Raw genomic sequence first — 23,044 nt, 5'->3', positions numbered from 1 at the left:
ACCGAATAGGGCCAATAAAGTTAAACGGGGTATACCGGATGCTTACGTATGCTAAAATTAAAATCCTTGGTTTCATAATAAGCAAAGCGTTGAATCAAAACATTTCGTAATTCTGTTGGTGCGACAATTTCATCAACAATTAATTCCGATGCTAACTTATAAATGTCGATATGTTCTTTATATTCTTTATGCTTTTCTTGGACAAAAGCTATTTTTTCTTTCTGGTCTTCTATTTGATTAATTTTGTTCGAATAAACAGCATTGACTGCTGCTTCTGGACCCATAACTGCAATTTGTGCGGTCGGTAAAGCGATACAGCAATCCGGCTCAAAAGCTGGGCCAGCCATAGCATATAGACCAGCACCATAGGCTTTTCGAACAATGACAGAAATTTTCGGGACAGTGGCCGAACTCATCGCTGCAATTAACTTGGCCCCATGACGAATAATGCCCGCACGCTCCACCTTTGTTCCAATCATGAACCCAGGTACATCTGCCAAAAATAAAAGCGGAATATGAAAAGCATCACAGAGTTGAATGAATTTTGCTGCTTTATCTGCAGAATCTACAAATAAAACACCGCCTTTCACTTTCGGCTGATTAGCAATAATTCCAATCGGTCTTCCATCGATTCTTGCTAACCCCGTTATCAATTCAGGGGCAAACAATTTCTTAATTTCATAAAAACTTGAATTATCCACAAGTTTATCAATACATTCATACATATCAAACGGAGCGTTTTGGTTTTCTGGGATAATCGCTTCCAGCTCGCGGCCTTGTTTTGCTTCTACACCAGGTGTCATCTTTGGTTTTTCTTTAAAGCTTGCTGGGAAGTAGCTGATATATTTTTTGGCTGACTCGATTGCTTCCTCTTCGCTATAAGCGAGAATATCCCCACAGCCTGAGACTGAACAATGCATCCGCGCACCGCCCATTTCCTCAAGTGTAACCTTTTCACCGATTACTTTTTCAGCCATCCTTGGTGACCCCAAATACATAGAAGCATTTTGGTCAACCATGATGACGATATCACAAAAGGCAGGAATGTATGCTCCACCAGCCGCGGAAGGGCCAAACAAAATACAAACCTGGGGAATCATCCCGGAAAGTTTCACTTGATTGTAGAAGATTCTTCCTGCCCCGCGACGATTTGGAAACATCTCTAACTGATCTGTTATTCTAGCCCCGGCTGAATCAACAAGGTAGAATAATGGAACCTTTAGTTTTTCGGCAACTTCTTGAATACGAATAATCTTTTCAACTGTCCTGGCTCCCCATGAACCAGCTTTAACGGTTGAATCATTCGCCATAACACAAACCGTTTGGCCATTAATTTTCCCAATCGCCGTGACAACACCATCTGCAGGAAGATCACCAGCTTGAAAATTGGCAAATTTACCATCTTCTTCGTATTTACCTTCATCGAACAATAAGGCAAGACGTTCACGAACAAACAACTTCTTTTGCTCTTTTGCCTTCTCATGATATTTTGGATGTCCACCAGCTTCAATTATTTTACGGTTCTCATTTAACTGCTCATTCAATGTATTGGTTACAGACATGATTTTCACCCCTCAAACTTTATTCTAGGACGATCAATACGTCGCCTTCATTAACGAAATCACCAATGCTTACTTTTACATCTAATACTAAACCTTCTGAAGTGCTTTCAATTGGAATTTCCATTTTCATAGATTCAAGCATCACGACTTCCTGACCAAGTTGTACTTGATTCCCTTTTGCTGCGAATATATTTAAAACAGTACCTGCCATACTTGCTGTTATTTCTTTCATTTTCATTCTCCCCCTAGTTCACTAATTTTTTGGTTAAAAAGCTTGTGGTGTACTTTCCCTTTTGAAAATCATTATCTGTTAGTACATTAAGGAAAAGTGGTGCATTAGTTTTAATCCCTTCAATTTTTAAGTCTTTAAAGAAGCGAACCGCTTCTTCTAATGCTTTTACACGTGTTTCATTGTGAATAATAACTTTCGCAATCATTGGATCATAGAACGGTGTAACCACACTTCCTTCATCATAACCTGAATCAATTCTTACTCCCGCCGAATGACCCCATTCAAGCCTGCTGATTTTACCTGGCGACGGAAAAAAACGAACAGGGTCTTCAGCATAAAGCCTAAATTCAATAGCGTGACCTGACAATGTGATTTCATCTTGGAGCAATGGTAACCGTTCACCTCGAGAGATGAGGATTTGCCATTTCACTAAATCGAGACCAGTTATCATTTCAGTTGCCGGATGTTCAACCTGAAGGCGAGTGTTCATTTCTAGAAAATAAAAATTTTCCTTTTCATCAACAATAAATTCAATAGTTCCTGCATTTGTATAATTAACAGCACTCGCCGCTTTTAAGGCTGTTTCAAACATCATATTTCGAGAATGGTCCGATAAACAAGGTGACGGAGATTCCTCAATTACTTTTTGATGTCTTCTTTGAACAGAACAGTTTCTTTCAAACAAATGAACAATATTTCCATGGCTGTCTCCAAACACCTGGACTTCGACATGTCTTGCATCTTTGATATACTTCTCGATAAAGACTTCGTCAGAGCCAAAATAGGCCATTGCTCTTGCTTTTGTCTGGGCAAAAGACTTAACGAGCGCTTGCTCATCTTCACAAAATACCATTCCTATCCCGCCGCCGCCGCCGCTTGCCTTCAGCATAACTGGGAAGCCGATTGTATCTGCAAGAACAATTGCTTCCTCAATAGCTTTTATACCGCAGCCACTGCCGGGAACCACCGGGACACCCGCCTTTTCCATCGTCTGACGAGAAATAATTTTGTCACCCATTAATTCAATAGTTGCCGGGTTCGGGCCGATAAAAATAATACCTTCCTCTATTGCTCGTTTAGCAAATGTAGCATTTTCAGATAAAAAGCCGTAACCAGGGTGAATTGCATCTACTTTCTCTCGTTTTGCTATTTCTAAAATTTTATCTACTTGTAGATAGGATTTGTTTACAGGAGGCTCCCCCACACAGAAAGCCATAGTTGCTGCTTTTACAAAGGGCATTTCCTTATCAGCCTCGGAATAAATAGCAATTGTTTCAATCCCCATCTCCTGACAGGTTCGAATAATCCGAAGGGCAATTTCTCCTCGATTAGCAATTAAAATTTTTTGCACGCTTTTTCCCCTTTCGTACCCTGTTTATTCCACCATTTATATGTTTCTACACGATTCTCTGAATTTCCTGCAATTTTTGAAAACGCTTTCTGAACTTATTTGAAGAATTTTTTGAGTTTTTGTTATATAATTAGAGTGATTCATTTGAAAAATGCCAAAATTACTTCAGTTCATGTTATTCAAGAGCAAATGAATATATACAAGATTATGAGTAATCATATTTAGGAGGTTGACTATGGCAGTAAAAGTGGAAAGACTCAAAGTAAATTTTAAAACACTAGAAGAGTTTAAAAAATTCAAAGAATATGGGATTCAAGAATTATCAATGCTTGAAGATCTTGAAGCAAATATGGTTGATAATAATAGTGACTCACCTTTTTACGGAATTTATTTTGGAGACAAATTAGTAGCTCGAATGAGTCTATACCAAATTGATGCAAAGTTTGACCGCTATTTTTATCCGCCGCAAAATTACTTAGAGTTATGGAAACTTGAGGTATTACCGGATTATCAAGGTAAGGGTTATGGCAAGGCGCTTGTCGAATTTGCGAAAAGCAGCTTTGGTCTCCCGATTAAGACGAATCCAAGAGTACAATCAAGAGATTTTTGGGAAAAGATGGGCTTTGCGAATGTCGATTACGATATGGAGCGTGACCGCGGAGAAAATCCATTGGTTTGGTACCCTTCAGGCGTAGAGGCACAACAGCATAATTAATACAAATAAAAAAGCGGACATTTGGTCCGCTTTTTCTACTTTTCTACTCTTTCGAGGTTACCATTTTTGTCCATCTGGAATTTTACTTTTTGTTGCCGGTCCTCATCTTGAAGAACTACCATTTTCCGAGCTCTTTCCATAATTTCAATTAACGAACGATAATCCTCTTCAATAGCCTTTAAATTTTTAGATAATCTTTCGTTTTCTGCTGCCAAGTAGTATGCCTTTTTTTCCAACTCTTTGATTTTTTCATTAGATTTCTTCCGTTCCGCTTCATTGTTGGATGAGGCTAGTGCTTTTTGTTGGAGTCCCTCTAAAAAATGGATCACCGTCGAAAATGTAATTGTGCTTCCTTGTTCATTTCCTGTTGGAGAGGGCACAGCTTCTACTTTAACTGGTTCTTCAAATGATTCTATTTCATTTGAAACTGGCTGTTTTTTTAACTCTTTACGCTGCTTTTTAGCCAACTCAATGCCCGATTTATATTGTTTTCTAACAAACGAATTCCAACGAAAGCCACAGGCTGCTGAAGTACGTGTGAGCTGCTTCCCTACTTCTTCGAATGCTTGCAGTTGCGTCCCGCCTTCCCGGATGTGTCGTAACACAACCTCAGCAAGCAACAAGTCTTCATCTTGGGACCATGCATCTTGTCGAGTCGGTGACATGAAATCATCCCTCCTAGTGTTTTTATAATACATATGCATCTACTAGAAAAGATAGACTTAATCAAGCCCTGTGTTTTTCATCTTTATTCATTGTTTTTTCGTATAAACGCATTTACATATTCATGATGAATTTCGCTTTCCCAAAGGGTTGCACACTCTCTAATCTCTTCATCTATTCTTTCACGCAGTTTTGTTTCTTCCCACTTTCTAATCCAAATTCTTTTATAGGATTTTAATACACTTATATCGTTAGATATCATCTGTCCAAGGTATCTATCACAAGCCTGGAGAGAGTCATCCGTGTATAGTGAGTTAATAAACCCAATTTTCTTTAAATATGAGGCAGTTTGGATCTCTGCTTCCATTAAAAGCTTCATTGCAATGGAAGCAGGCAGCTTTTCAGCTAAAATTGAACCTCCGCCCCATCCCGTTGTTATCGCTTGCTTTCCTTGGATAAACCCTGCCAATATACCTTCTCGCGCAATACGATAATCGCAAGCAGCCGCAAGTTCACAACCACCGCCAACTGCTGTTCCATTAATGAGAGCAACAGTCGGAATAGGCAATGTAAGCAGCGAATAAAGGATATTCGCCATTTTTGAGAGCATCCGATAAGCTTCTTCCTTTGTGCGAAGGGAATGAAAAACAGACAAGTCTCCCCCTGAACAAAAAGCAAGATCATCTTCTCCGGTAATAACTAGTGCCTTAATATCAGGGTGAAAAGATTTTTTTATTGCTTCAGCCAATCCTTCCATGACTTCAAAATTAATAGCATTTCTTTTTTCACTTCTAGTAATGGTAAATACCAAATAACCCATATCACGTTTTTCAATTTTGTACGACAACCTATAACACAGCCCTTCTTTATTATTTCGCAAAAATGAGTATGTATAAATCCAAAGAAACGATAAAAGCACAAGGGAAATAACCCCTTGTGCTTTCTATCTTACCTTAAAATTAGTCGTTCACTACATCTTTTCCTTTGTATGTTCCGCAAGCTTTACATACACGGTGTGAAAGTTTCATTTCACCACAGTTTGGGCAGCTTACCATACCAGGTACGTTTAATTTAAAATGAGTACGACGTTTTCTTTTTGCAGTTTTAGAAGTCCTTCTAAAAGGTACAGCCATTCTTCCCACCTCCTTAAAGAGTATTAAGAAAGTAATGAAGGCCAGGAATGCTGGGTCTTCACTTTGCTTCTTAGATTTGTCGATTAAATTTACGAAGAAGAATTGTTTTCATCGAAAAACTTTGCGAGACCTGCTAGTCTCGGATCAATTTTTTTAGATTGATCTTCTCCATGAACAACTTCCCAATCCTTGCCAGATTGTGGAGCAGCATCTTCACGATTAACATCTTCGCAAAAAACTTGCATTGGTACCTCAAGTAAAAGAATCTCTCGAAGGATCGGCATCACATCAATCACTTCACCTTTCACTTGATATGCTTCCTCTTCAGTTTCATAAACTGAACCTTGCAAGAGAAACGTTTCAGTTGTTTCGACATTAATTGGAAGTTTAACATCCACTAAAGTACGAGAACATGGAAGTATTAAGTAACCTTCGATTTTTAAATGGAACGTTACTTTTGTTGAATCGATATCGCCCCGACCTGTAATATGCATCGGAGAAACTTCCCGGATGGTCGGATCATCTTGTTTGATCTCATCCACACGAACTATCTCATCAATAATAAATTCCTTGTTTCGATATTTTTGTAATTGACTTAATGTCCATTTCAATTGAATCACCCCAAGGCAACAAAGGTAATTATAGCCTTCGATAAATTTTTTGTCAATGTTTTTTCTTTACACCCCGTCAGATGATTAAAAAGCAAAATGCACCTATCTGTTTCCAATACTAGTTTAACCAGATTAGCCTTTTGCAAACATCCTTAATATCTTACCATATAATTTGATTGGTTTCCTTAAAATATTGCTATAATGTTAAGAAAAGCAAAAATCACACAGATTTTAAAGTTTTAAGGAGAAAACAAATGAGAGCTGTTGGATTAATCGTAGAGTACAACCCTTTTCATAATGGGCATGCCTATCATTTACAGGCATCTAAGGAAGCAGCAGAAGCTGATATTGTTATTGCAGTAATGAGCGGGAACTTTTTACAGCGCGGGGAACCTGCACTTGTGTCCAAATGGCAGCGAACCAAAATGGCATTGTTAAATGGAGTAGATATTGTTTTTGAACTACCTTATTGCTTCGCCACTCAAAAAGCAGAAACCTTCGCAAATGGTGCTGTGTCAATGTTGGATGCAGTGGGCACTCATTGCCTCTGTTTTGGAAGCGAGAGCGGAGACATATCCGATTTCTTTCGTACAATTGATCACTTAGAAGCGAAGCAACATCTATTTAATGAAAACATTAAACAGTTCCTAAGCACAGGTGTCAGTTATCCGAAAGCTTTATCCCTTGCATTTGGGCAATTGCCAGATTCGGATAAATATTTGGATTTAGCTAAGCCAAATAATATACTTGGACTCGAATACATAAAAGCTATAAAACAACAAAAGTCGAATGTCATCCCAATGACGATACCTCGAAAAAACGCTAACTACCATGATCAGGATTTTACCTCTGCAACGATTGCAAGTGCAACCAGTATCCGAAAAGCTATCTTTGCTGATAGCGATGGAAAATCTGCTATAGACCAATATGTACCAAAGGCTACCAAACAATTGCTAAATGAATATTTACAATTTTATCAAGTATTTCACCAATGGGAAAACTATTGGAGTTATCTTCAATTTCGTTTAATTCATTCGAGCCCTGAAGAGCTGAGGAATATTTATGAAATGGAAGAGGGGCTTGAAAATAGACTTCTCTCTGCGGCACGAGAGGCTGATACATATCTTGAGTTTATGCAAAAAATTAAAACGAAACGTTATACTTGGACAAGACTGCAAAGATTATGTGTTCATATATTAACTAATTCAAAAAAAGAGGACATGGCAATGATCTCAGAAAAAGCCTCTTATTTAAGACTTCTTGGTATGACCACCAAGGGCAAAGAATACCTAAATAAAAACAAGGCTCATCTTAGTCTCCCCCTAATATCGAAACTTTCTTCTTTTAAAGGAAAAGAGATTAACCTAGATATTAAAGCAGCAAGGGTTTTTTCACTTGGGCTCCCTAACCATTTAAAAAATAAAATGATCCATCAAGAATATCAGCAGCCACCTATTTATATAAAGTAAAAAGATCCGTTATAAAGGGCCTGTTGATTTCCGCTCCAGACGCTTCGCTTTCCGCGGGCGTTGCGGGGAGCCTCCTCGGCGCTTAAGCACCTGCGGGGTCTCCCCAGCCCCGTACTCCCGCAGGAGTCTCGCGCCTTCCGCTCCAATCAACAGGGTGCCAAAGTCAACAATATTTCTTAACTTAACCATAATAAAAAGATGATGCAGGCGCACCATCTTTTTATTATTTTTCCTTTAGCTTTTCTAAGTAGCTAACAGCTTCGTCAAATGTATCAATAGGAACAATTTTCATGTTGGTTTTTATCTCACGGGCCGTCTTTACAGCATCCCGGTAATTGGAACTCTTTATTCCTTTTTCATTCGGGGCTAAAAAGATTTCTGCGCCTGCTTTGTCCGCTGCAACTATTTTTTGTTCAATTCCCCCTATAGGACCAACCGTCCCATCCACTTCAATGGTCCCTGTACCTGCAATCTGATACCCTTTTGTCAGGTCACCGTCGGTCAACTGGTTATAGATTTCTAAAGAAAACATGAATCCTGCGGAAGGTCCACCAATTTCATCCGTCTTTACCTTAACTTTTGGATCAACCATTATTTCTTTATCATCAACGAGCGAAATCCCAATTCCAACCTTTCGAGGATCTTCTTTAAAAGCTTGGAGTTTTAATGTAACAGTCTTTGTACTTTTATTTCGTAAATAGGTTAATTCTACCTTGTCACCAGCATGTTTATTACTCACGTAACCAATGAATTTTTCCGAGGAAGGAAATTGCTTCCCATCCACTTTAAAAATCCGATCACCCGCGGAAAGTTTGCCATATGCAGGCATATCAGGAATCACTTGAACCACATAAATTCCCTTATATTTATATTTAACAGGCAGACCCGCTTTCCGGTAAGCTACCTCAATGGCATTTAATTTCGAACCCGCCATAAGATGGAGCTGTCGTACATTGTATTCTTCTTCGGTTTCTTTTTTATTTAATATCATATCAAGTGGATAAAGCTCCTCATATTTTCTAACTTTTGCTTCTATATAAGAGAAAACATTAGCTCTACCCATTCTAACCGTCGTAAGCATAAAATTTCCTTCATCCTTATCGCCGCCTTCAACACTGATGATTGGTCCCAGTTCCTTCGCCATTCCCGGTTTGGAGACATAGTATGGCAATGAATAAAACATTCCCCAAACAAAGATAATCGTAATAACTAGTGCAGACCCTATATATATTTTTTTGCGCATCGCAATTTTTACCCCTTCCACTGTTCAATCACGGTTTTTATTTGCGTTAGATGTTTTTTCGCTTCAGCCTCGCCTATATTAATAATCTCTTCAATATTTGTAAAGGCTCGTGAACTATAAGTTTCGACAGGGGGACGAAGCATTACACTTGCAGCAATTTCCCGATTGTTAATTATCTCTGCTTGCATAATATCAATACTCTGCATGATGACATCATAGATAGAGGTAATTTCTGCGTTCCTCTTTACCCTTGAAACATCTACAGCGATAACGATATCTGCCCCCATCTCTTTAGCGACAGAAACAGGAACGCGATCAGATACGCCGCCATCTACAAGGATTCTGCCATTATATTTTTCGGGTACAAAAATTCCGGGTATCGAAATGCTTGCCCGGACTGCATCTGCAACAGGACCCTTTTTAAATACCACCTTTTCACCCGTCAATAAATCAGTAGCGACGATTCCAATTGGAATCGAGAGCTCCTCAATATTTTTACCGTGGGTAAATACCTTAATAAATTCTTTTACCTTTTTACCTGAAATAAAGCCCATTTTTGGAACTGTAAAGTCCAAAAAGTACTTCCTCTTAAAGGCAGTGGATAATTTATATAACCGATCCATATCAATACCTGCACCGTAAAAACTTGCAACTAGTGCTCCCATACTGCTGCCAGCAATCAGATGAATCGGAATTTCAGCGTCTATCAATGCTTTAATGACACCTAAATGAGCAAACCCGCGTGCACCTCCTGAACCAAGCGCCAAGCCTATTTTTGGGTGCTCCATAATTATAGACCTCCTATCAATACCTAATCAAAATAATTGATTTCTTAATTGACGGACTTTACGAATTCCTTCCATGTAAAAGTGAAATCTCGTTCAATCTTATGGTCTAAATAAACGTTCTATGAGTATATTTGTGTTATATGAGGACAAGTCAGGATGGAATATTTCTTTATTTTACCATTCATTTAATCGATTGCACAGTTCAACGATTTCCTCGGGAGGAGGTCTCTTCATTGTTTCGGTCCAAATTAAAAACAATTTTTTTATCCATATCCGTCACCATTCTAGCTGGCTCGCTAATATTTTATCCACAAGAGTCCTTGGATGCATCTATCCGTGGCTTAAATATGTGGTGGGAAATAGTTTTTCCATCCTTATTACCATTTTTTATTGTTTCTGAAATGTTAATTGGCTTCGGGGTTGTAAAATTTATTGGTGTATTATTGGAACCACTAATGAGACCTCTTTTCAAGGTTCCTGGTGTGGGCGGATTTGTTTGGGCTATGGGGATGGCTTCTGGATTTCCTGCTGGAGCAAAGTTCACAGCAAGATTAAGAGAAGAAGGCCAGTTAACACGAATTGAAGCGGAAAGACTTGTTTCTTTCACAAATTCATCAAATCCATTATTTATTTTCGGGGCTGTTTCGGTAGGATTTTTCTATAATCCACATTTAGGGGTTATCCTTGCACTATCTCATTATTTAGGAAATATTTGTGTTGGGTTAATCATGCGCTTTTATGGAAAAGAATCACCTGATGAAATCCCTCCGAAAAGAAAAAAGTTCAAAATCCGTTCAGCTTTATCAGCTTTGCATCAAACGAGACTAAAAGATAATCGACCAATTGGAAAACTACTTGGGGATGCCGTTAATTCTTCTATTCAAACCTTATTAATGGTTGGCGGGTTTATCATTCTTTTCTCTGTGATAAACAAAATACTTTATCATTTACATATTACGGCCACATTAGCAAAATCTATTGAGGTGCTGCTATCTGCGCTGTCCTTCCCTGAAATGTTAAGTATTCCGTTTATTTCAGGTTTATTTGAGATCACTTTAGGCAGTCAATTAACGAGTCAAAATCCAGATGCAACACTTTTACAAAAGGCGATGATTACCAGCTTTATTTTAGCCTTTAGTGGTTTTAGTGTCCAAGCCCAAGTTGCTAGTATCCTGGCACAAACAGATATTCGATTTAAACCATTTTTTATGGCGAGAATCCTTCAAGGTATTTTCGCAAGTTTGTTTGCATTGATCTTATGGAAGCCCGTTTATTTGCGTTTTAATGGGAATGAACAGCCTTCAAATGCCTTGCCAGTCAGTTTTTTCGAGAATGGCTCATGGGCAGACCCTCTATTTCATAAAATGATTGTCATTGGGCCGATTATCACCATCATCTCACTCATAGTTTATGTGCTTATTTTGTTTTCCCGCTTAAAAAAACAATAATAAAAGAGCTGGCATGCATAGCCTGGCTCTTTTTTCATTTACCCTTTAAACTTCTTTTGTAATTCTTTTTCAACAATTGGCGGGACTAGGGACGAAATATCCCCATTATATTTCGCCACTTCTTTAACAATACTTGAGCTTAAGAAGGAATATTGATTATTCGTCATGATAAAAAAGGTTTCAATCTCATCATTTAGCACTCTATTCATCGAAGTAATTTGCATTTCGTACTCAAAGTCCGAAACTGCCCGCAATCCACGGATGATGGCATTAGCATTAACTGCCTTTGCATAATCAACCAGTAAGCCTGAATGAACATCTACTTTAACATTCGGAAGATCTTTTGTTACAGCCTTGATGAGATTCATTCGCTCTTCAACAGTAAATAATGGATTTTTAGATGAATTATTTAAAACGCTAACATAAACGGTATCAAATACTTTGGCACCTCTTCTAATAATATCTAAATGACCAAATGTAATTGGATCAAAGCTTCCTGGACAAACGGCTATTTTCGTCAAATTGATTCCCCCTTACTCAATATCTGTTCGAATATAAATCGTTACCGCAATCATCCCATACTTTTCATGTTTTATTTGGCTAAATCGTCCTACTGCTTTGGGTAATTCAACATCAAAGCCATGCTCACACACAACGATTCCATCCTTGTTCACTACATTCTGATTATCCATCTTTTCCATTAAATTGACTAGTTGCTGTTTTTTGTATGGCGGATCTAAAAATATGTAATCAAAGCAAATCTCTCTTTTAATGAGAGCCTTAAGTGCTCTGTCAGCATCATTACGGTAAACCTCTGTCTGGTCCTCAAATTTACAGGCTTTTATGTTTTCCTGAATCACTTGAATAGCTTTTGGCTCTCGATCAATAAATATAATTTTATCCAATCCTCTGCTAAGTGCCTCCAAACCTAATCCACCACTGCCAGCAAACAGGTCTAACCCAATCCCTCCATCAAAATAAGGACCAATCATATTAAATATAGCTTCTTTGACCTTATCCGTTGTCGGCCTCGTCGTATTTCCGGGAACTGCTTTCAGCGGTCTTCCTTTACAACTGCCTGAAACCACTCTCACTTACCTATCACCACATTTTTTCAGAAATAATTTCTTAATTCATCCTACCATAGTTTATTAAAACTAGACAATTTCTGTGGATGATATCTTAATTATTTTGTCGAAGCACACCAAAGATTGTTATATCTCGAAATTTTATCATAAAACACGTATAAGCTTTTGGGTTGTGGAAATAATGTAATTAACAACATCAATTCGAGGATGTTGTTGCCAACCGCGGAGAAGACTTACGTTTCCCCATAAGTTCTTCCTCCGGTTTCTCCTCTCCCTTTGCCTTCTATCCTTTATGAGGATGTGGAAGGACCCTGCAGAAAGTTCTGCAGGTTTTTTTTTGTTTTTTATTCAAAAAATCCTTTTTAAGTGATAAAGTATTGAAGTATTGATTCATTCTAAAGGAGCGTTTTTAATTGATCCAGCGTTTTATTGAATTAGGTGAGGGATATTCAGATTTATATGAATTACTAGAACTTATTAATGCCAATCAGCACCGTCTTCAACATCTGCTTGCACTTCACACAAAAATAGATGGCAGAGAACTAACTTCCTTGGTCGTTATTTTAAAACCTACTGACCCAGGAAAGTTCCAACCACTTTATGTTTGTCGTGAGGGCATTCCGAATCCAAATTATTGTCCTAATAAAAGGTATGAACTTTTTGCCCAAACTGCTGCCGCGTATAATAAACAAATTCACGAACTATCGGTTAAGCCATCTTCCATCTTTTATGAAAAGGAACTTTATTTCCAATACCTAATTGGGATTCTGAGGCTTAATCATTATTTATTACCACTACAATAGGAAAAGGTGAGGGACTAAATATATTCCCTCACCTTTTTAAATACCCATTTTATAGTCATATTCTTTTGCTTTATCGGGTGCTGAATTTTCATACTCCATTCTTAAGAATGGTTTATATGAAGGTTCTACTTTTTTTACAAACGAAAAAGAATTCAACTTTTCCATAATCTCATCTACTTCTTGTTGATTACAATACAGTACAACATATTTTAGCTTTTTTGAAACATAATGTACATTTCCGAAGCGTCTAAGCATTTTAGCTTGTTTTAATGAGTAAAGCCAAACCACCAATCCTTGTCTTTGAACAAACATACTATTTCCCCTTCAACAGAACCATCATTTTAACTAAGTCTAGCATATAAAAACGCTTCATTTCAATTCAAACTTTAATTCTTATCCATATTATATGGTAGTAAAAAAATATTTACTGTACTCTAAAGAAAAAAAATCAGCTAACATTAGCTGATTTTCTCATCCACACCCACAACTTCCTCCACCGCCACAGCCGCTTCTATGGTTGGAATTTGTTTCGAAAAACTGGTTGCCGGTTGGGACTTTTATATGTTCTGAAACAGCACCACCTACGATGATGCTGATTGCATCTAGAAGGTCTTGCAGGTCATTTTCTGCCAATTTAAACTCCGCTACTAGTGGATCCAAATCCATTTCTCTTTTACTTTCGCGGATTTGGGTCATTACCTTTTTATAATCAGGATGGTATTTTCCAAAGCGTTGAACCTCATCATATAATTCCTTTAGACTAACAAAACGCTTTATTTTACGCTGTGACTCCCTATTACTTTGCAATTTATATAAACAAATTTGATATTGTTCTGCAATTTCGGATTCCAGAACCATTTTTGCTAGTTGTTCAGCCTGTTCCAATAATTCAACTCTTTCTAATGTAGCAAGCACGATTACGCCCACCTCCAATGATATTTTAACATGAAAGTGTTAGTAATGCGAAAAATACAGTTTATCTAGTGATATTTACCATAAATTCTTTTTCCATTCCATACGGTTGATTATTTAAATCCACAACTTCAAGTTTAACCCTGTGGCTGCCCGGCGAAAGCCCTTTAATGATAAATGCTGCCGCATTAACTTCTGATTTTTTCTTACCATCAATCCATATCACAAGCTTTCCTAAATTCTTCTTTGAATGATCGGTTTCGCGAAAACTAATTCCTGAAACAACACAATTAATTAATACTGTTTCTCCTTTTATTTGGTGGTGGACAAATAATGAAGGTATTTCGGTCCTTGGCTTAATATGATTAAATCCGGAAAGCATTCCAATCAAAAAAATAATAAGGACTACCTGCGGAAGCTGTTTTTTCATTTTGATTCACTCCTTCTTTGATTGTATTGTTCGCCTCCATTTCATTTTTTAGTCTTAATCCTCTTGTTAACACACAAAAAAAGCCACAAAATAAACATGTGGACTTAGTTAATTTTGATTTTTCATTGCCTGAAACATATGATACATCATGGACGCCATTTGTACACTATTTGAAAATTTATTCACTTGATCTGGAATGGTCTTTTTATAATAGTGTAAGGACTCAATTTCAAGTGCTTGTAAATCATATGGATTTCTTGATAACTTTCGGTACCAGATTGGTTGTTCGCGGATAAACTGCTTTAAATCCTTCTGACTTTCAATATATTCAAGGACATCTCTTCTCATAAATTAAAGCCCCTTCCTATCAGTCTTTTCTAAACAAAAAGGGATGTTTTGGTCCTTCAGGTGGTTTTGCTGCCCCCCCCGCTGCATTGTTTCCTTGAAATTGCGAAAGGACGCTTTGGACTGCTCCGAGGGCCTGACTTAAGTTATTAATATGGTTTTGCATCTGATTCGGATCCATTTTCTTAACCATCCCCATAATTGTCGAAATCCAATCACCTTTTGATTCTGTGCTTGCTTCTTCAGCAGCTGATTCATCACTAGTTCCAATCGTTTCCCACCGAGTATCCTCTTCCCCTAACAAATACCACTCTTCATATAACTCCTGCCAGGTTGCCTTCCCCCTCCGTACTTCCTGGACAAGTTTAGGATTGCTTTTAACAAATTCTTTAAATTGTATAACGGTAGGGTGTAATTGTTTTTGTGTCATTTTTCTCACCTCAACCCATATTACTGCCAATAATACATTATGAAAGATCATTCAAAATGTGAAAGGACCACGCAGGATAAATATATTTAATATTTTTTCTGTAAATGATAAGATGGCAGAAGAATAAGGATTGAAAGAGGTATCTAGAATGAAAGATGAATTACGACAATTATTAGAAACATGTATCGAAAATGGTTCAGAAGCAGATCTCAGTTCACTTACCTTCCTCTTAGAAGGGCTAAAACAAAAAATTAATCAAAACCGCATTACCTATATTGACGGGATTCTTCAAATGGACAGGAAATTTGTAGAGAATACTTGCGAAATTACCATTCCCATTCATCCAATAATAAATAATAATCTAGACATCGTCCATGGCGGAATTACTGCTACTGTTCTTGATACTACGATGGGTAGTTTGGCTAATTACTATTTGCCAAAAGGATTTGGGGCTGTTACTAATCAATTAAATATCCATTACATAGCACCAGGTATTGGAGAAACGATTCGTTGTAAAGCGGAGATAGTCCATAAGGGCAGCAAAACAATGGTAATATCAGGAGAAGCCTACCGGAGCGATGGAAAAAAAATGGCCTATGCGACAGGTACATTCTTTATTATTAACAAATCATGACCAGGGGAGTTTGATACATAATGGTCACCGCCATCGTCATTCCAATTATTTTCCTTTACTTTTATTGGCTTACAAAAAAAGAGATGAAGGAAAATGATTCAAAGTGGGCTAGTACTGGTCACGTCCAGCACGAAGCAATTTTAATTGGGGAAATTAAAAGCATCATAGAGGAGAAACAACGGTTTTATTATCACCGTTATATTCATGTTCAATCATTAAGATTGCAAACAGAAACAAAATTAATTACAGTTCAAAAGATTACGCCCATTACTAAAGGCTTTCAGAAAGTTTCCTTTTAAGTAGGGGATACCATTAAAGTATATGGAATGTGGAAGGATAATAAATTTGTATTTAACGAATATGTTATTGAAAAAAGGTGACCTTAACGTCACCTTTTTATTGTTCTATTTTTTGAATGAAATTTTGTGTATAGTATTTTTCATAAACTCCTACTCCAAGATGTGAATACTCCTTATTTAATAGTGCCTCCCGATGACCTTTACTATTGAGCCAACCTTCCACCACAGCAGGGCCATCGGTATAGTTTGCCGCGATATTCTCACCTGCAGACTTATAAACCACTTCAGCAGTTTTTAATCTTTTGTCGAGGTCTCCAAATTTCTTAGATGTATGTGAGAAGTCATTGTTTTCTGACATGTCCTTACTGTGTTGAAACGCTGCTTTAGCCGTATTTTCATCCCACTTTAAAACCTTTAATTTGCTTCTTTCTCTTAAGACATTGGTAATGTCAAATATCTGTTGTTCGGTGTCTTCTTCAATCTTGCGCTGCCTTTCCTCGCTAGGCTCAGGAGCCTGAATTAAGACTCCATTATAAACCAGTTCATAGGGACGCTGTTTGATTAGTGTAGACGCATCTAAGAAACGAACACTTGAAAGGTTTCCTGTGAACTTATCTATATATAGTTGAACAAAAATATCACCCAATTGTACCATCGGCCGAAGATTTAAATCAGTATCGTTTAGTTCAAAGCGATAAGAATTTCCCTTAAATTCGAGATTAACATTCGTATCAATATAGTGTGTATTAAAAATTTCCTCAACTGGTTGTCCAATTTCAAATGGTGCTACATCTAAATTCTGACCAATGGCAAAAATCGTAACAATACGCTTATTTTCTACGCCCACTTGTAAATAGCCTTTAGAATTTTGATTATAAATATACCACTGATAGCCATACATAGATTCATCAATCCGTAATGGGCTACCAAGTTCCTTTACTAAATCCTCTTCATTTTTTCCAATTAATAAAGCCAAACCTTCTTTTGGTTTCTCTGAGATAATTTTTTTACTAGGTTTATTCACTGGGTTTTGGCTTATATTTTGTTCTTTTACTTCTGATGTATTATTTTCTTTAATTAAAATAGTATCTTCATTATTTTCATTTATACTGACATAAAAACCAATGGTTAAAAAAACAGCTGAAAGGATTAAAATTTTTGACAGTATACGCAGAGGCATTCACCCTCTCTGGAACTTTTTCTATCATTATATGTATAGATAAAATTATTATATCATCTATAGCTTGAATAATAATAGTGATTATCATAAATATCAGATAAATGAACTGATTAAAAGAAAACAGGTACACTGAGTACCTGTTTTCTTTTAATGGACTATTTTTTTTATATAATAATTCTTAGTGTTGTACATTATTAAAGTTTTGTTCAGATATTTCTGTTAAGGCGACCTTTGCCTGATCATCAGTTAATTCTCTGATGGCGAAGTCACCTAATGAAACAATTCCAACTAATTTATCTCCTTCGACCACAGGTAAACGGCGGATTTGATGTTCTGCCATTATTTTTGCCGCTTCCTTGCTTGAAGCATCAGGTGTGACTGTAATCAGTTGATTACTCATGATATCTTCTACCTTGGTAGACCCAGGATGTTTTTCTGCCACACCTCTTACGACAATATCACGGTCTGTTATCATGCCCACAAGCTTGTCCTGGTCAAGAATCGGGATAGCACCTACATTTAACTCTTTCATTTTTAAAGCCACTTCATATACATTATCCAATAAAGTACAACTTTCAACGTCTTCCGTCATAATATCCCTGATATTTTCCATTTTCTTACCCCCATGGTATAATTATTACAGCTTATCATTATTCTAGGTTTTCCATCCAATAATGTTTTATTCGCCTGAATCTATTCATTGCAAGTTGCTTGATTTTCAACTATTATTAAAATTGAATAATAATTGCTTTACTGATAAAAGAAACATTGGGGTAATGGTATCGTTTTTAGGAGGGATTATTTATGAAATTCGAGAATACTGAGATTGAAAAGTTAAAGGCTGACTTAAACCGACTAGATGAAGTCATGTTAGACCACGGTTTAGTGCGCGAGGGGCAATGGGACTATGAACGTGTTACATATGACCGCAAGTTTGAATTAAAAGAAGGGGTATTTTATCTGCGCGTTCGCGGACATGCGATAGAAGGTGATATTGGGGCTGATAAAGCAACAATTCAATTAATGACCCCGCTATTAGGTAAACATTACTATCCGCATGGTGTGGAATATGGTGAAGGTGAAAACTTCCCTGCCTCACTTGTGAACCAATGTAAAAAAATCCTTGATGCTGTGAAAGCCGAAGTAAGTAAATTTGCTCTATAAAATAAAATATAATAAAAAAGACGCATGGAGTAATGCGTCTTTTTTATTTTGAAGTTGCAAGGACCCTATTTTACAGTCCTAGGATTGCTTTAATCATCGAAGTGGTCTCTCCGCCATGATAAAATACATAAAGCAATAGATATACAGCAACTCCAGTGATTGCTGTAAAAAACCATATAACACTTGTTATTGGGCCAAGTTTGCGATGGATAGAAAGTTTATTTTTGTATCCGGTAAGAATAGACACTACACCGAACACAGCTCCAATTGTCGCAAGTGTAATATGAAAGATTAAAAATATGGTGTAATAAATTTTAATATTTTCTGGCCCACCGAACGACGTGTTTCCAATAAAGATTGTCCGGGAAGCATAAATGATAAAAAATATCACAGCAAAAATAGCAGCCAAAACCATTGTTTTTTTATGAGATTCAATCTTCCTGTGCGCAATTTGCCACCATCCAATGGCAACGGTAATAGCACTTAATACGATAAATGAAGTACTGATCGTGGGTAAAATCGGTAAGGAGTTCATTCCATATCCTCTCTTTTCTTTTATTCTACAATAATAGTAGTTCAACTACCTTTACAATTCAACGGATAAACATGAAATTTCCTCTAAACAGTAAAAAAATCTCCCAAGAGTATGGGAGATTATTTTATAAGGAGAGGATTTAGCTGCTGCTTCATTTCTTGTTCAGTATCGTCTTGATCTTTTCGATACCATTCAAAGAAAACATGTCCAAGAATTACTCCGTAAATGATTTCTTGAATAATTTTCATTAATACTCCACCAAGCTGCTGATCATGAAGCAGTGACATCGAACTAAAAAGCTCGGGACCACTTAAATTCAAGCTATCAAAGTTCGCAGAACCGACACATAAACTCATTACTTGTCCCCAAACCTGTGGGTCAGAATAGGTCGCATACATTGGAGTATCTGCAAAGATAATTAAGGCACAAGCAGGTGTTAACAGAATTCCATCTGCAAAAATATAACCCACCTTTTTTAGTCCACTTAATGTCTCATGTTCTGGCAATTGATTAAGTAACGGCCACCACATGAAAGTTGCAACAACAAATAATAGGATAGAATAAATAGCATGCAGCCAACCATTTTGCATGACATGGTCAAAAATTATTGGTACGTGATAAAAGGAAAATAAGCCATTAAAAACAATCAAGGCAATTAGCGGCTTTGTTAAAACTGTAAAGATAGAATTGACTGCGCTAATGCTAAAAATTTTCCTCCATACCCAATTTGGGATACTAATAATTAATATAGGTGGTACCACCAATACTAAAGCAGCCATTTGAATCATATGAACCCAAAACATAAGATGGGCTAATAAATCGACTGGCGATCCCTTAATGATATACAGAAGGATTATTGATAAAAGAAACAAACTACCTTGTGTTTTCGTTAAGGGCTCACTATTTGGAAACCAGGTTCTATATTTTGTTGTAAGTACAAAGTATCCTGCAGTAACTACAATTAAGATTAATAAAAAGTACGGGCTCCAAAGTGCTTTAAAACCAAAAATATCTAAAGTAAGCACCCAAATCACCTCTTTTTGAATTAAAAGAATTATTGACTCTATTATACCCTTGGTTAAAACGATAAGCAAAGAAATGGAAGCTTCCATTTCTTGCTCTTAAAAAAGAAAATCGGCTAGTAGCCGATTTTCTTTTTTTGAACCTATTACCACCAAATAATTGTTGAAAAGGCAAGTATAGTTATTGCTCCAACCAACACACCTGAGTATAAAAAGAGTGATGGAGCTTCATGCCCTTTATGGCTCATATGCATGAAATAATATAGTTGGAATATAACTTGAACCACTGCTAATAAAATAATAAACGGTACAGTAAACCATGAAGTAAACCCTTTAATATATACAGCTGCAAAAGCAATTAATGTTAAAAAAATCATTAAGGCAAAAGAAACTAACTGATATTTCATTTCTTCTGCATTTTTCCTGCGACGATATTCAATGTCTACTCTTGGGTTACCTGAATTTAATTGTTGATTAGCCATCAGTTTATCCCACCATTCCCATTAAATATACTACTGTAAAGATAAATACCCAAACAACGTCAATAAAATGCCAGTATAAACTAAACACATAGAATTTTGGAGCGTTGTAAAGGTCTAAGCCACGTTTAGAATTTCTTAACATCAATGTTAAACACCAAAGTAAACCAAAAGCAACGTGGCCCCCGTGGAAACCAACTAGTGTATAGAAGGCAGATCCGAAAGCACTGCTTGTAAATGTATGCCCTTCATGGACATAATGGGTAAATTCGTAAACCTCTAATCCTAAGAACCCTGCACCTAATAGAGCTGTAAGACCAAGCCAAACCATCATTTTTTTGAAGGCAAAATTCTTCATATGATACATTGCGTACACACTTGTTAATGAGCTGGTTAAGAGCAGCATTGTCGCAACAAATGTTAACGGTAATTCAAATAAATCCTTTGCTAAAGGATGACTTGAACTTGGAACTTTATCCTTTAAAGCAAGGTATGTGGCAAAGAGGGAGGCAAAAAGAACTGTCTCTCCCCCTAGGAAAAACCAAAAACCTAAAAATTTATTTTTTGATTCAAGGGTTGATTTTTCCGGCGCTGCAGGCCATGTTTCATAAGTAAATTTTTCATCAGCGTGCATTATGCCTTTACCCCCTTATCATCGTCATCCATTAAGTCCTCTTTGTGAATATGGAATCCATGATCATCTTTTACTGAACGTAAGAACATGGAACCAAACGTTACTAACAATCCAATAATCATTACTGGTAAAGCCCAAGCCTTATCATTTACATGATACATTGCTCCAAAAGCTGCAATGAATAATCCTAAAGCCATCATAAACGGTAAGAAAGATGAATTAGGCATATGAATGTCACCAAGCGGCTCAGCCGGAGTCATTCCTTTTTTACCATCCATTTTTTCTAACCAGTATGCATCTAACCCACGAACAAGTGGAAGTTGTTTAAAGTTATAGAACGGTGGTGGTGAAGGGATTGCCCATTCTAGGGTTCTTCCATCTCCCCATGGATCATTACCGACTTTAACATTTTTCACAGATGTTACGATGATGTTATATAACATTACAATAACACCTAAGCCCATAAAGGCAGCTCCTATTGAACTAACCATGTTGGCACTGTCAAATCCTTGACCAGGAAGGTATGTGAATACGCGTCGCGGCATTCCCCATAAACCTAAGAAATGTTGGATAAAGAAGGTTAAATGGAACCCGATAAAGAACAACCAGAAAGTAATTTTACCTAGCGTTTCATTCAACATTGTTCCAAACATTTTTGGCCAATAGAGATGTGTGCCTGCAAATACTGCAAATACTACACCACCAACAATAACGTAATGGAAGTGCGCAACAACGAAATAAGTATCATGGTATTGATAATCTGCTGCTGCGGAGGCAAGCATTACCCCTGTTACTCCACCCGCAAGAAATGATGGAATAAATGCCATTGCCCAATGCATAGGAGTGGTAAATTTAACACTTCCTCCCCACATTGTTAAAAGCCAGTTAAATATTTTAATTCCTGTCGGTACACCAATTGCCATAGTAGCTACTGCAAAAATGGCATTAGCTACAGGTCCTAAACCAGTTGTAAACATATGGTGAGCCCATACCATGAAGCCTAGGAAACCAATTAATACCGTTGCAAAAACCATGGAAGAGTAACCAAATAAACGTTTTCTTGAGAAAATTGGGAAAATCTCCGAAAAAATCCCGAATGCCGGAAGTATTAATATATATACTTCTGGGTGTCCGAAGATCCAGAATAGATGTTCCCAAATTACGGTATTTCCACCTAATGTAACATCAAAGAAATTCGCACCAAACAATCGGTCGAACATCATTAGAACTAAACCAACCGTTAATGGAGGAAATGCGAACAAAATCAGTGCAGAAGTAACAAATGTAGTCCAAGTAAACAAAGGCATTCTCATATATGTCATACCCGGAGCACGCATGTTAATGATGGTAACTAGGAAGTTAATACCACCAATCAAGGTTCCAATACCAGATATCTGTAAACCTAAGATATAAAAGTCTACACCATGGCCTTTTGAGTGAAGTGCAAGTGACGCATAAGATGTCCAACCTGCATCAGGAGCTCCACCTAAGAACCATGAGAGATTTAGAAATATTCCACCAAAGAAGAATAACCAAAATCCTAGAGCATTTACAAATGGAAACGCAACGTCGCGTGCTCCAATTTGTAATGGCATTACCGCATTCATAAATGCAAATACAAGCGGCATTGCAGCAAGGAAAATCATTGTTGTTCCATGCATTGTGATAATTTCATTAAATAATCCGGCACTAACAAAGTCATTATTAGGCACTGCAAGTTGGATGCGGATAAATATTGCCTCAAGTCCGCCTACTAAGAAGAAAAATCCACCTGCAATGAGATATAGGATAGCGATCTTTTTATGGTCAACAGTTGTTAAAAAGTCCCATAAAGTTGCCCCAAATCCCTTTTTTTGAGCATAGGTACTCACAAT

The 23,044-nt window shown here is 37.1% G+C and carries 31 protein-coding genes; 7 read left to right on the top strand and 24 right to left on the bottom strand.

What is annotated here, in order from left to right:
* Positions 1-20 precede the first annotated feature (20 nt).
* From ACE198_RS03980 to ACE198_RS03970, 3 genes are read right to left on the bottom strand one after another with little or no spacing between them, the layout of a single operon-like run.
* On the bottom strand, positions 21-1,562 hold the full coding sequence (locus ACE198_RS03980; RefSeq protein ID WP_375374765.1) for an acyl-CoA carboxylase subunit beta: 1,542 nt from the start codon (positions 1,560-1,562) through the stop codon (positions 21-23).
* A 19-nt stretch (positions 1,563-1,581) separates the two neighbouring features.
* A complete protein-coding gene (locus ACE198_RS03975) occupies positions 1,582-1,794 on the bottom strand; it encodes a biotin/lipoyl-containing protein (protein WP_098572663.1) in 213 nt (70 codons plus the stop codon).
* Positions 1,795-1,807: 13 nt separating this feature from the next.
* Positions 1,808-3,145 (bottom strand): acetyl-CoA carboxylase biotin carboxylase subunit, encoded by a 1,338-nt coding sequence (locus ACE198_RS03970; RefSeq protein ID WP_375374764.1) that lies wholly within the window; start codon positions 3,143-3,145, stop codon positions 1,808-1,810.
* 235 nt (positions 3,146-3,380) lie between these two features.
* Between ACE198_RS03970 and ACE198_RS03965 the strand changes: the two genes are divergently transcribed.
* On the top strand, positions 3,381-3,860 hold the full coding sequence (locus tag ACE198_RS03965; RefSeq protein ID WP_098572661.1) for an N-acetyltransferase: 480 nt from the start codon (positions 3,381-3,383) through the stop codon (positions 3,858-3,860).
* A 35-nt stretch (positions 3,861-3,895) separates the two neighbouring features.
* Here the strand turns inward: ACE198_RS03965 and ACE198_RS03960 are convergent, their stop codons facing one another.
* The 4 genes from ACE198_RS03960 to ACE198_RS03945 all read right to left on the bottom strand — a co-directional run bounded on the left by ACE198_RS03960 (position 3,896) and on the right by ACE198_RS03945 (position 6,267).
* Positions 3,896-4,525, bottom strand: coding sequence for an RsfA family transcriptional regulator (locus ACE198_RS03960; RefSeq protein ID WP_251456189.1), 630 nt, complete (start codon positions 4,523-4,525; stop codon positions 3,896-3,898).
* Between the two features lie 83 nt (positions 4,526-4,608).
* Positions 4,609-5,370 (bottom strand): enoyl-CoA hydratase/isomerase family protein, encoded by a 762-nt coding sequence (locus tag ACE198_RS03955; protein WP_375374763.1) that lies wholly within the window; start codon positions 5,368-5,370, stop codon positions 4,609-4,611.
* Positions 5,371-5,482: 112 nt separating this feature from the next.
* A complete protein-coding gene (rpmF, locus tag ACE198_RS03950) occupies positions 5,483-5,656 on the bottom strand; it encodes a 50S ribosomal protein L32 (RefSeq protein ID WP_026566356.1) in 174 nt (57 codons plus the stop codon).
* Positions 5,657-5,745: 89 nt separating this feature from the next.
* The gene (locus ACE198_RS03945) at positions 5,746-6,267 is read right to left on the bottom strand and encodes a YceD family protein (RefSeq protein ID WP_098572659.1); all 522 of its coding nucleotides are present in this window, start codon (positions 6,265-6,267) and stop codon (positions 5,746-5,748) included.
* 254 nt (positions 6,268-6,521) lie between these two features.
* Between ACE198_RS03945 and ACE198_RS03940 the strand changes: the two genes are divergently transcribed.
* On the top strand, positions 6,522-7,736 hold the full coding sequence (locus tag ACE198_RS03940) for a nucleotidyltransferase (protein ID WP_375374762.1): 1,215 nt from the start codon (positions 6,522-6,524) through the stop codon (positions 7,734-7,736).
* 9 nt (positions 7,737-7,745) lie between these two features.
* Here ACE198_RS03940 and ACE198_RS03935 read toward each other — a convergent pair whose 3' ends face one another.
* The 3 genes from ACE198_RS03935 to ACE198_RS03925 are packed head-to-tail and all read right to left on the bottom strand — an operon-like array spanning position 7,746 to position 9,767.
* Positions 7,746-7,952 (bottom strand): hypothetical protein, encoded by a 207-nt coding sequence (locus tag ACE198_RS03935; RefSeq protein WP_375374761.1) that lies wholly within the window; start codon positions 7,950-7,952, stop codon positions 7,746-7,748.
* 7 nt (positions 7,953-7,959) lie between these two features.
* Positions 7,960-8,979, bottom strand: a complete 1,020-nt coding sequence (locus ACE198_RS03930) for a SepM family pheromone-processing serine protease (RefSeq protein WP_098572657.1) — start codon at positions 8,977-8,979, stop codon at positions 7,960-7,962.
* Positions 8,980-8,987: 8 nt separating this feature from the next.
* A complete protein-coding gene (locus ACE198_RS03925) occupies positions 8,988-9,767 on the bottom strand; it encodes a patatin-like phospholipase family protein (RefSeq protein ID WP_375374760.1) in 780 nt (259 codons plus the stop codon).
* A gap of 233 nt (positions 9,768-10,000) precedes the next feature.
* Here ACE198_RS03925 and ylbJ point away from each other — a divergent pair, with 233 nt between their 5' ends.
* On the top strand, positions 10,001-11,215 hold the full coding sequence (gene ylbJ, locus ACE198_RS03920; RefSeq protein WP_098572655.1) for a sporulation integral membrane protein YlbJ: 1,215 nt from the start codon (positions 10,001-10,003) through the stop codon (positions 11,213-11,215).
* Positions 11,216-11,253: 38 nt separating this feature from the next.
* Here ylbJ and coaD read toward each other — a convergent pair whose 3' ends face one another.
* Positions 11,254-11,736, bottom strand: a complete 483-nt coding sequence (gene coaD, locus ACE198_RS03915; RefSeq protein ID WP_098572654.1) for a pantetheine-phosphate adenylyltransferase — start codon at positions 11,734-11,736, stop codon at positions 11,254-11,256.
* Positions 11,737-11,748: 12 nt separating this feature from the next.
* Positions 11,749-12,309 (bottom strand): 16S rRNA (guanine(966)-N(2))-methyltransferase RsmD, encoded by a 561-nt coding sequence (gene rsmD / locus ACE198_RS03910; RefSeq protein WP_098572653.1) that lies wholly within the window; start codon positions 12,307-12,309, stop codon positions 11,749-11,751.
* Between the two features lie 407 nt (positions 12,310-12,716).
* Here rsmD and ACE198_RS03905 point away from each other — a divergent pair, with 407 nt between their 5' ends.
* Positions 12,717-13,106: a DUF7147 family protein gene (locus tag ACE198_RS03905; RefSeq protein ID WP_098572652.1), complete on the top strand. Its 390-nt coding sequence runs from the start codon at positions 12,717-12,719 to the stop codon at positions 13,104-13,106.
* A gap of 36 nt (positions 13,107-13,142) precedes the next feature.
* Here the strand turns inward: ACE198_RS03905 and ACE198_RS03900 are convergent, their stop codons facing one another.
* From ACE198_RS03900 to ACE198_RS03880, 5 genes are all read right to left on the bottom strand, one after another.
* Entirely contained in the window at positions 13,143-13,418 is a 276-nt protein-coding gene (locus ACE198_RS03900) for a YlbG family protein (protein ID WP_026566347.1), read from the bottom strand.
* 159 nt (positions 13,419-13,577) lie between these two features.
* Entirely contained in the window at positions 13,578-14,021 is a 444-nt protein-coding gene (locus ACE198_RS03895; RefSeq protein ID WP_098572650.1) for a YlbF/YmcA family competence regulator, read from the bottom strand.
* Positions 14,022-14,082: 61 nt separating this feature from the next.
* Positions 14,083-14,448: a hypothetical protein gene (locus ACE198_RS03890; RefSeq protein WP_098572649.1), complete on the bottom strand. Its 366-nt coding sequence runs from the start codon at positions 14,446-14,448 to the stop codon at positions 14,083-14,085.
* A gap of 108 nt (positions 14,449-14,556) precedes the next feature.
* Complete coding sequence (locus ACE198_RS03885) at positions 14,557-14,796, bottom strand: YlbE-like family protein (protein ID WP_098572648.1); 240 nt, start codon at positions 14,794-14,796, stop codon at positions 14,557-14,559.
* A gap of 19 nt (positions 14,797-14,815) precedes the next feature.
* Positions 14,816-15,223, bottom strand: coding sequence for a YlbD family protein (locus ACE198_RS03880; RefSeq protein WP_098572647.1), 408 nt, complete (start codon positions 15,221-15,223; stop codon positions 14,816-14,818).
* A gap of 148 nt (positions 15,224-15,371) precedes the next feature.
* Here ACE198_RS03880 and ACE198_RS03875 point away from each other — a divergent pair, with 148 nt between their 5' ends.
* Positions 15,372-15,857 (top strand): PaaI family thioesterase, encoded by a 486-nt coding sequence (locus ACE198_RS03875; RefSeq protein WP_375374759.1) that lies wholly within the window; start codon positions 15,372-15,374, stop codon positions 15,855-15,857.
* Between the two features lie 20 nt (positions 15,858-15,877).
* Positions 15,878-16,156, top strand: coding sequence for a hypothetical protein (locus ACE198_RS03870; protein ID WP_375374758.1), 279 nt, complete (start codon positions 15,878-15,880; stop codon positions 16,154-16,156).
* A 97-nt stretch (positions 16,157-16,253) separates the two neighbouring features.
* Here ACE198_RS03870 and ACE198_RS03865 read toward each other — a convergent pair whose 3' ends face one another.
* A complete protein-coding gene (locus ACE198_RS03865; protein WP_375374757.1) occupies positions 16,254-17,336 on the bottom strand; it encodes a CAP domain-containing protein in 1,083 nt (360 codons plus the stop codon).
* A gap of 178 nt (positions 17,337-17,514) precedes the next feature.
* Positions 17,515-17,949 carry a CBS domain-containing protein gene (locus ACE198_RS03860; RefSeq protein ID WP_098572643.1) on the bottom strand — a complete coding sequence of 145 codons (435 nt, stop codon included), beginning with the start codon at positions 17,947-17,949 and terminating at the stop codon, positions 17,515-17,517.
* A 191-nt stretch (positions 17,950-18,140) separates the two neighbouring features.
* Here ACE198_RS03860 and ACE198_RS03855 point away from each other — a divergent pair, with 191 nt between their 5' ends.
* Complete coding sequence (locus tag ACE198_RS03855; RefSeq protein ID WP_251456209.1) at positions 18,141-18,500, top strand: YugN family protein; 360 nt, start codon at positions 18,141-18,143, stop codon at positions 18,498-18,500.
* A gap of 70 nt (positions 18,501-18,570) precedes the next feature.
* Here ACE198_RS03855 and ACE198_RS03850 read toward each other — a convergent pair whose 3' ends face one another.
* The 5 genes from ACE198_RS03850 to ctaD all read right to left on the bottom strand — a co-directional run bounded on the left by ACE198_RS03850 (position 18,571) and on the right by ctaD (position 23,041).
* A complete protein-coding gene (locus tag ACE198_RS03850) occupies positions 18,571-19,035 on the bottom strand; it encodes a DUF420 domain-containing protein (RefSeq protein WP_098572641.1) in 465 nt (154 codons plus the stop codon).
* Positions 19,036-19,154: 119 nt separating this feature from the next.
* Entirely contained in the window at positions 19,155-20,060 is a 906-nt protein-coding gene (ctaG, locus tag ACE198_RS03845; RefSeq protein WP_257148472.1) for a cytochrome c oxidase assembly factor CtaG, read from the bottom strand.
* 143 nt (positions 20,061-20,203) lie between these two features.
* On the bottom strand, positions 20,204-20,539 hold the full coding sequence (gene ctaF, locus ACE198_RS03840; protein WP_098572639.1) for a cytochrome c oxidase subunit IVB: 336 nt from the start codon (positions 20,537-20,539) through the stop codon (positions 20,204-20,206).
* Between the two features lie 4 nt (positions 20,540-20,543).
* Complete coding sequence (locus ACE198_RS03835; protein WP_375374756.1) at positions 20,544-21,170, bottom strand: cytochrome (ubi)quinol oxidase subunit III; 627 nt, start codon at positions 21,168-21,170, stop codon at positions 20,544-20,546.
* Positions 21,170-23,041 (bottom strand): cytochrome c oxidase subunit I, encoded by a 1,872-nt coding sequence (gene ctaD, locus ACE198_RS03830; RefSeq protein ID WP_098572638.1) that lies wholly within the window; start codon positions 23,039-23,041, stop codon positions 21,170-21,172. The genes ACE198_RS03835 and ctaD overlap by 1 nt, the downstream gene beginning before the upstream one ends.
* Positions 23,042-23,044 lie beyond the last annotated feature (3 nt).

The organism is Neobacillus sp. KR4-4, from assembly GCF_042136325.1.
Lineage (GTDB): Bacteria > Bacillota > Bacilli > Bacillales > Cytobacillaceae > Neobacillus.
Note: the sequence above shows the minus strand (reverse complement) of the source record. Positions and strands in the feature narration are given on the sequence as shown.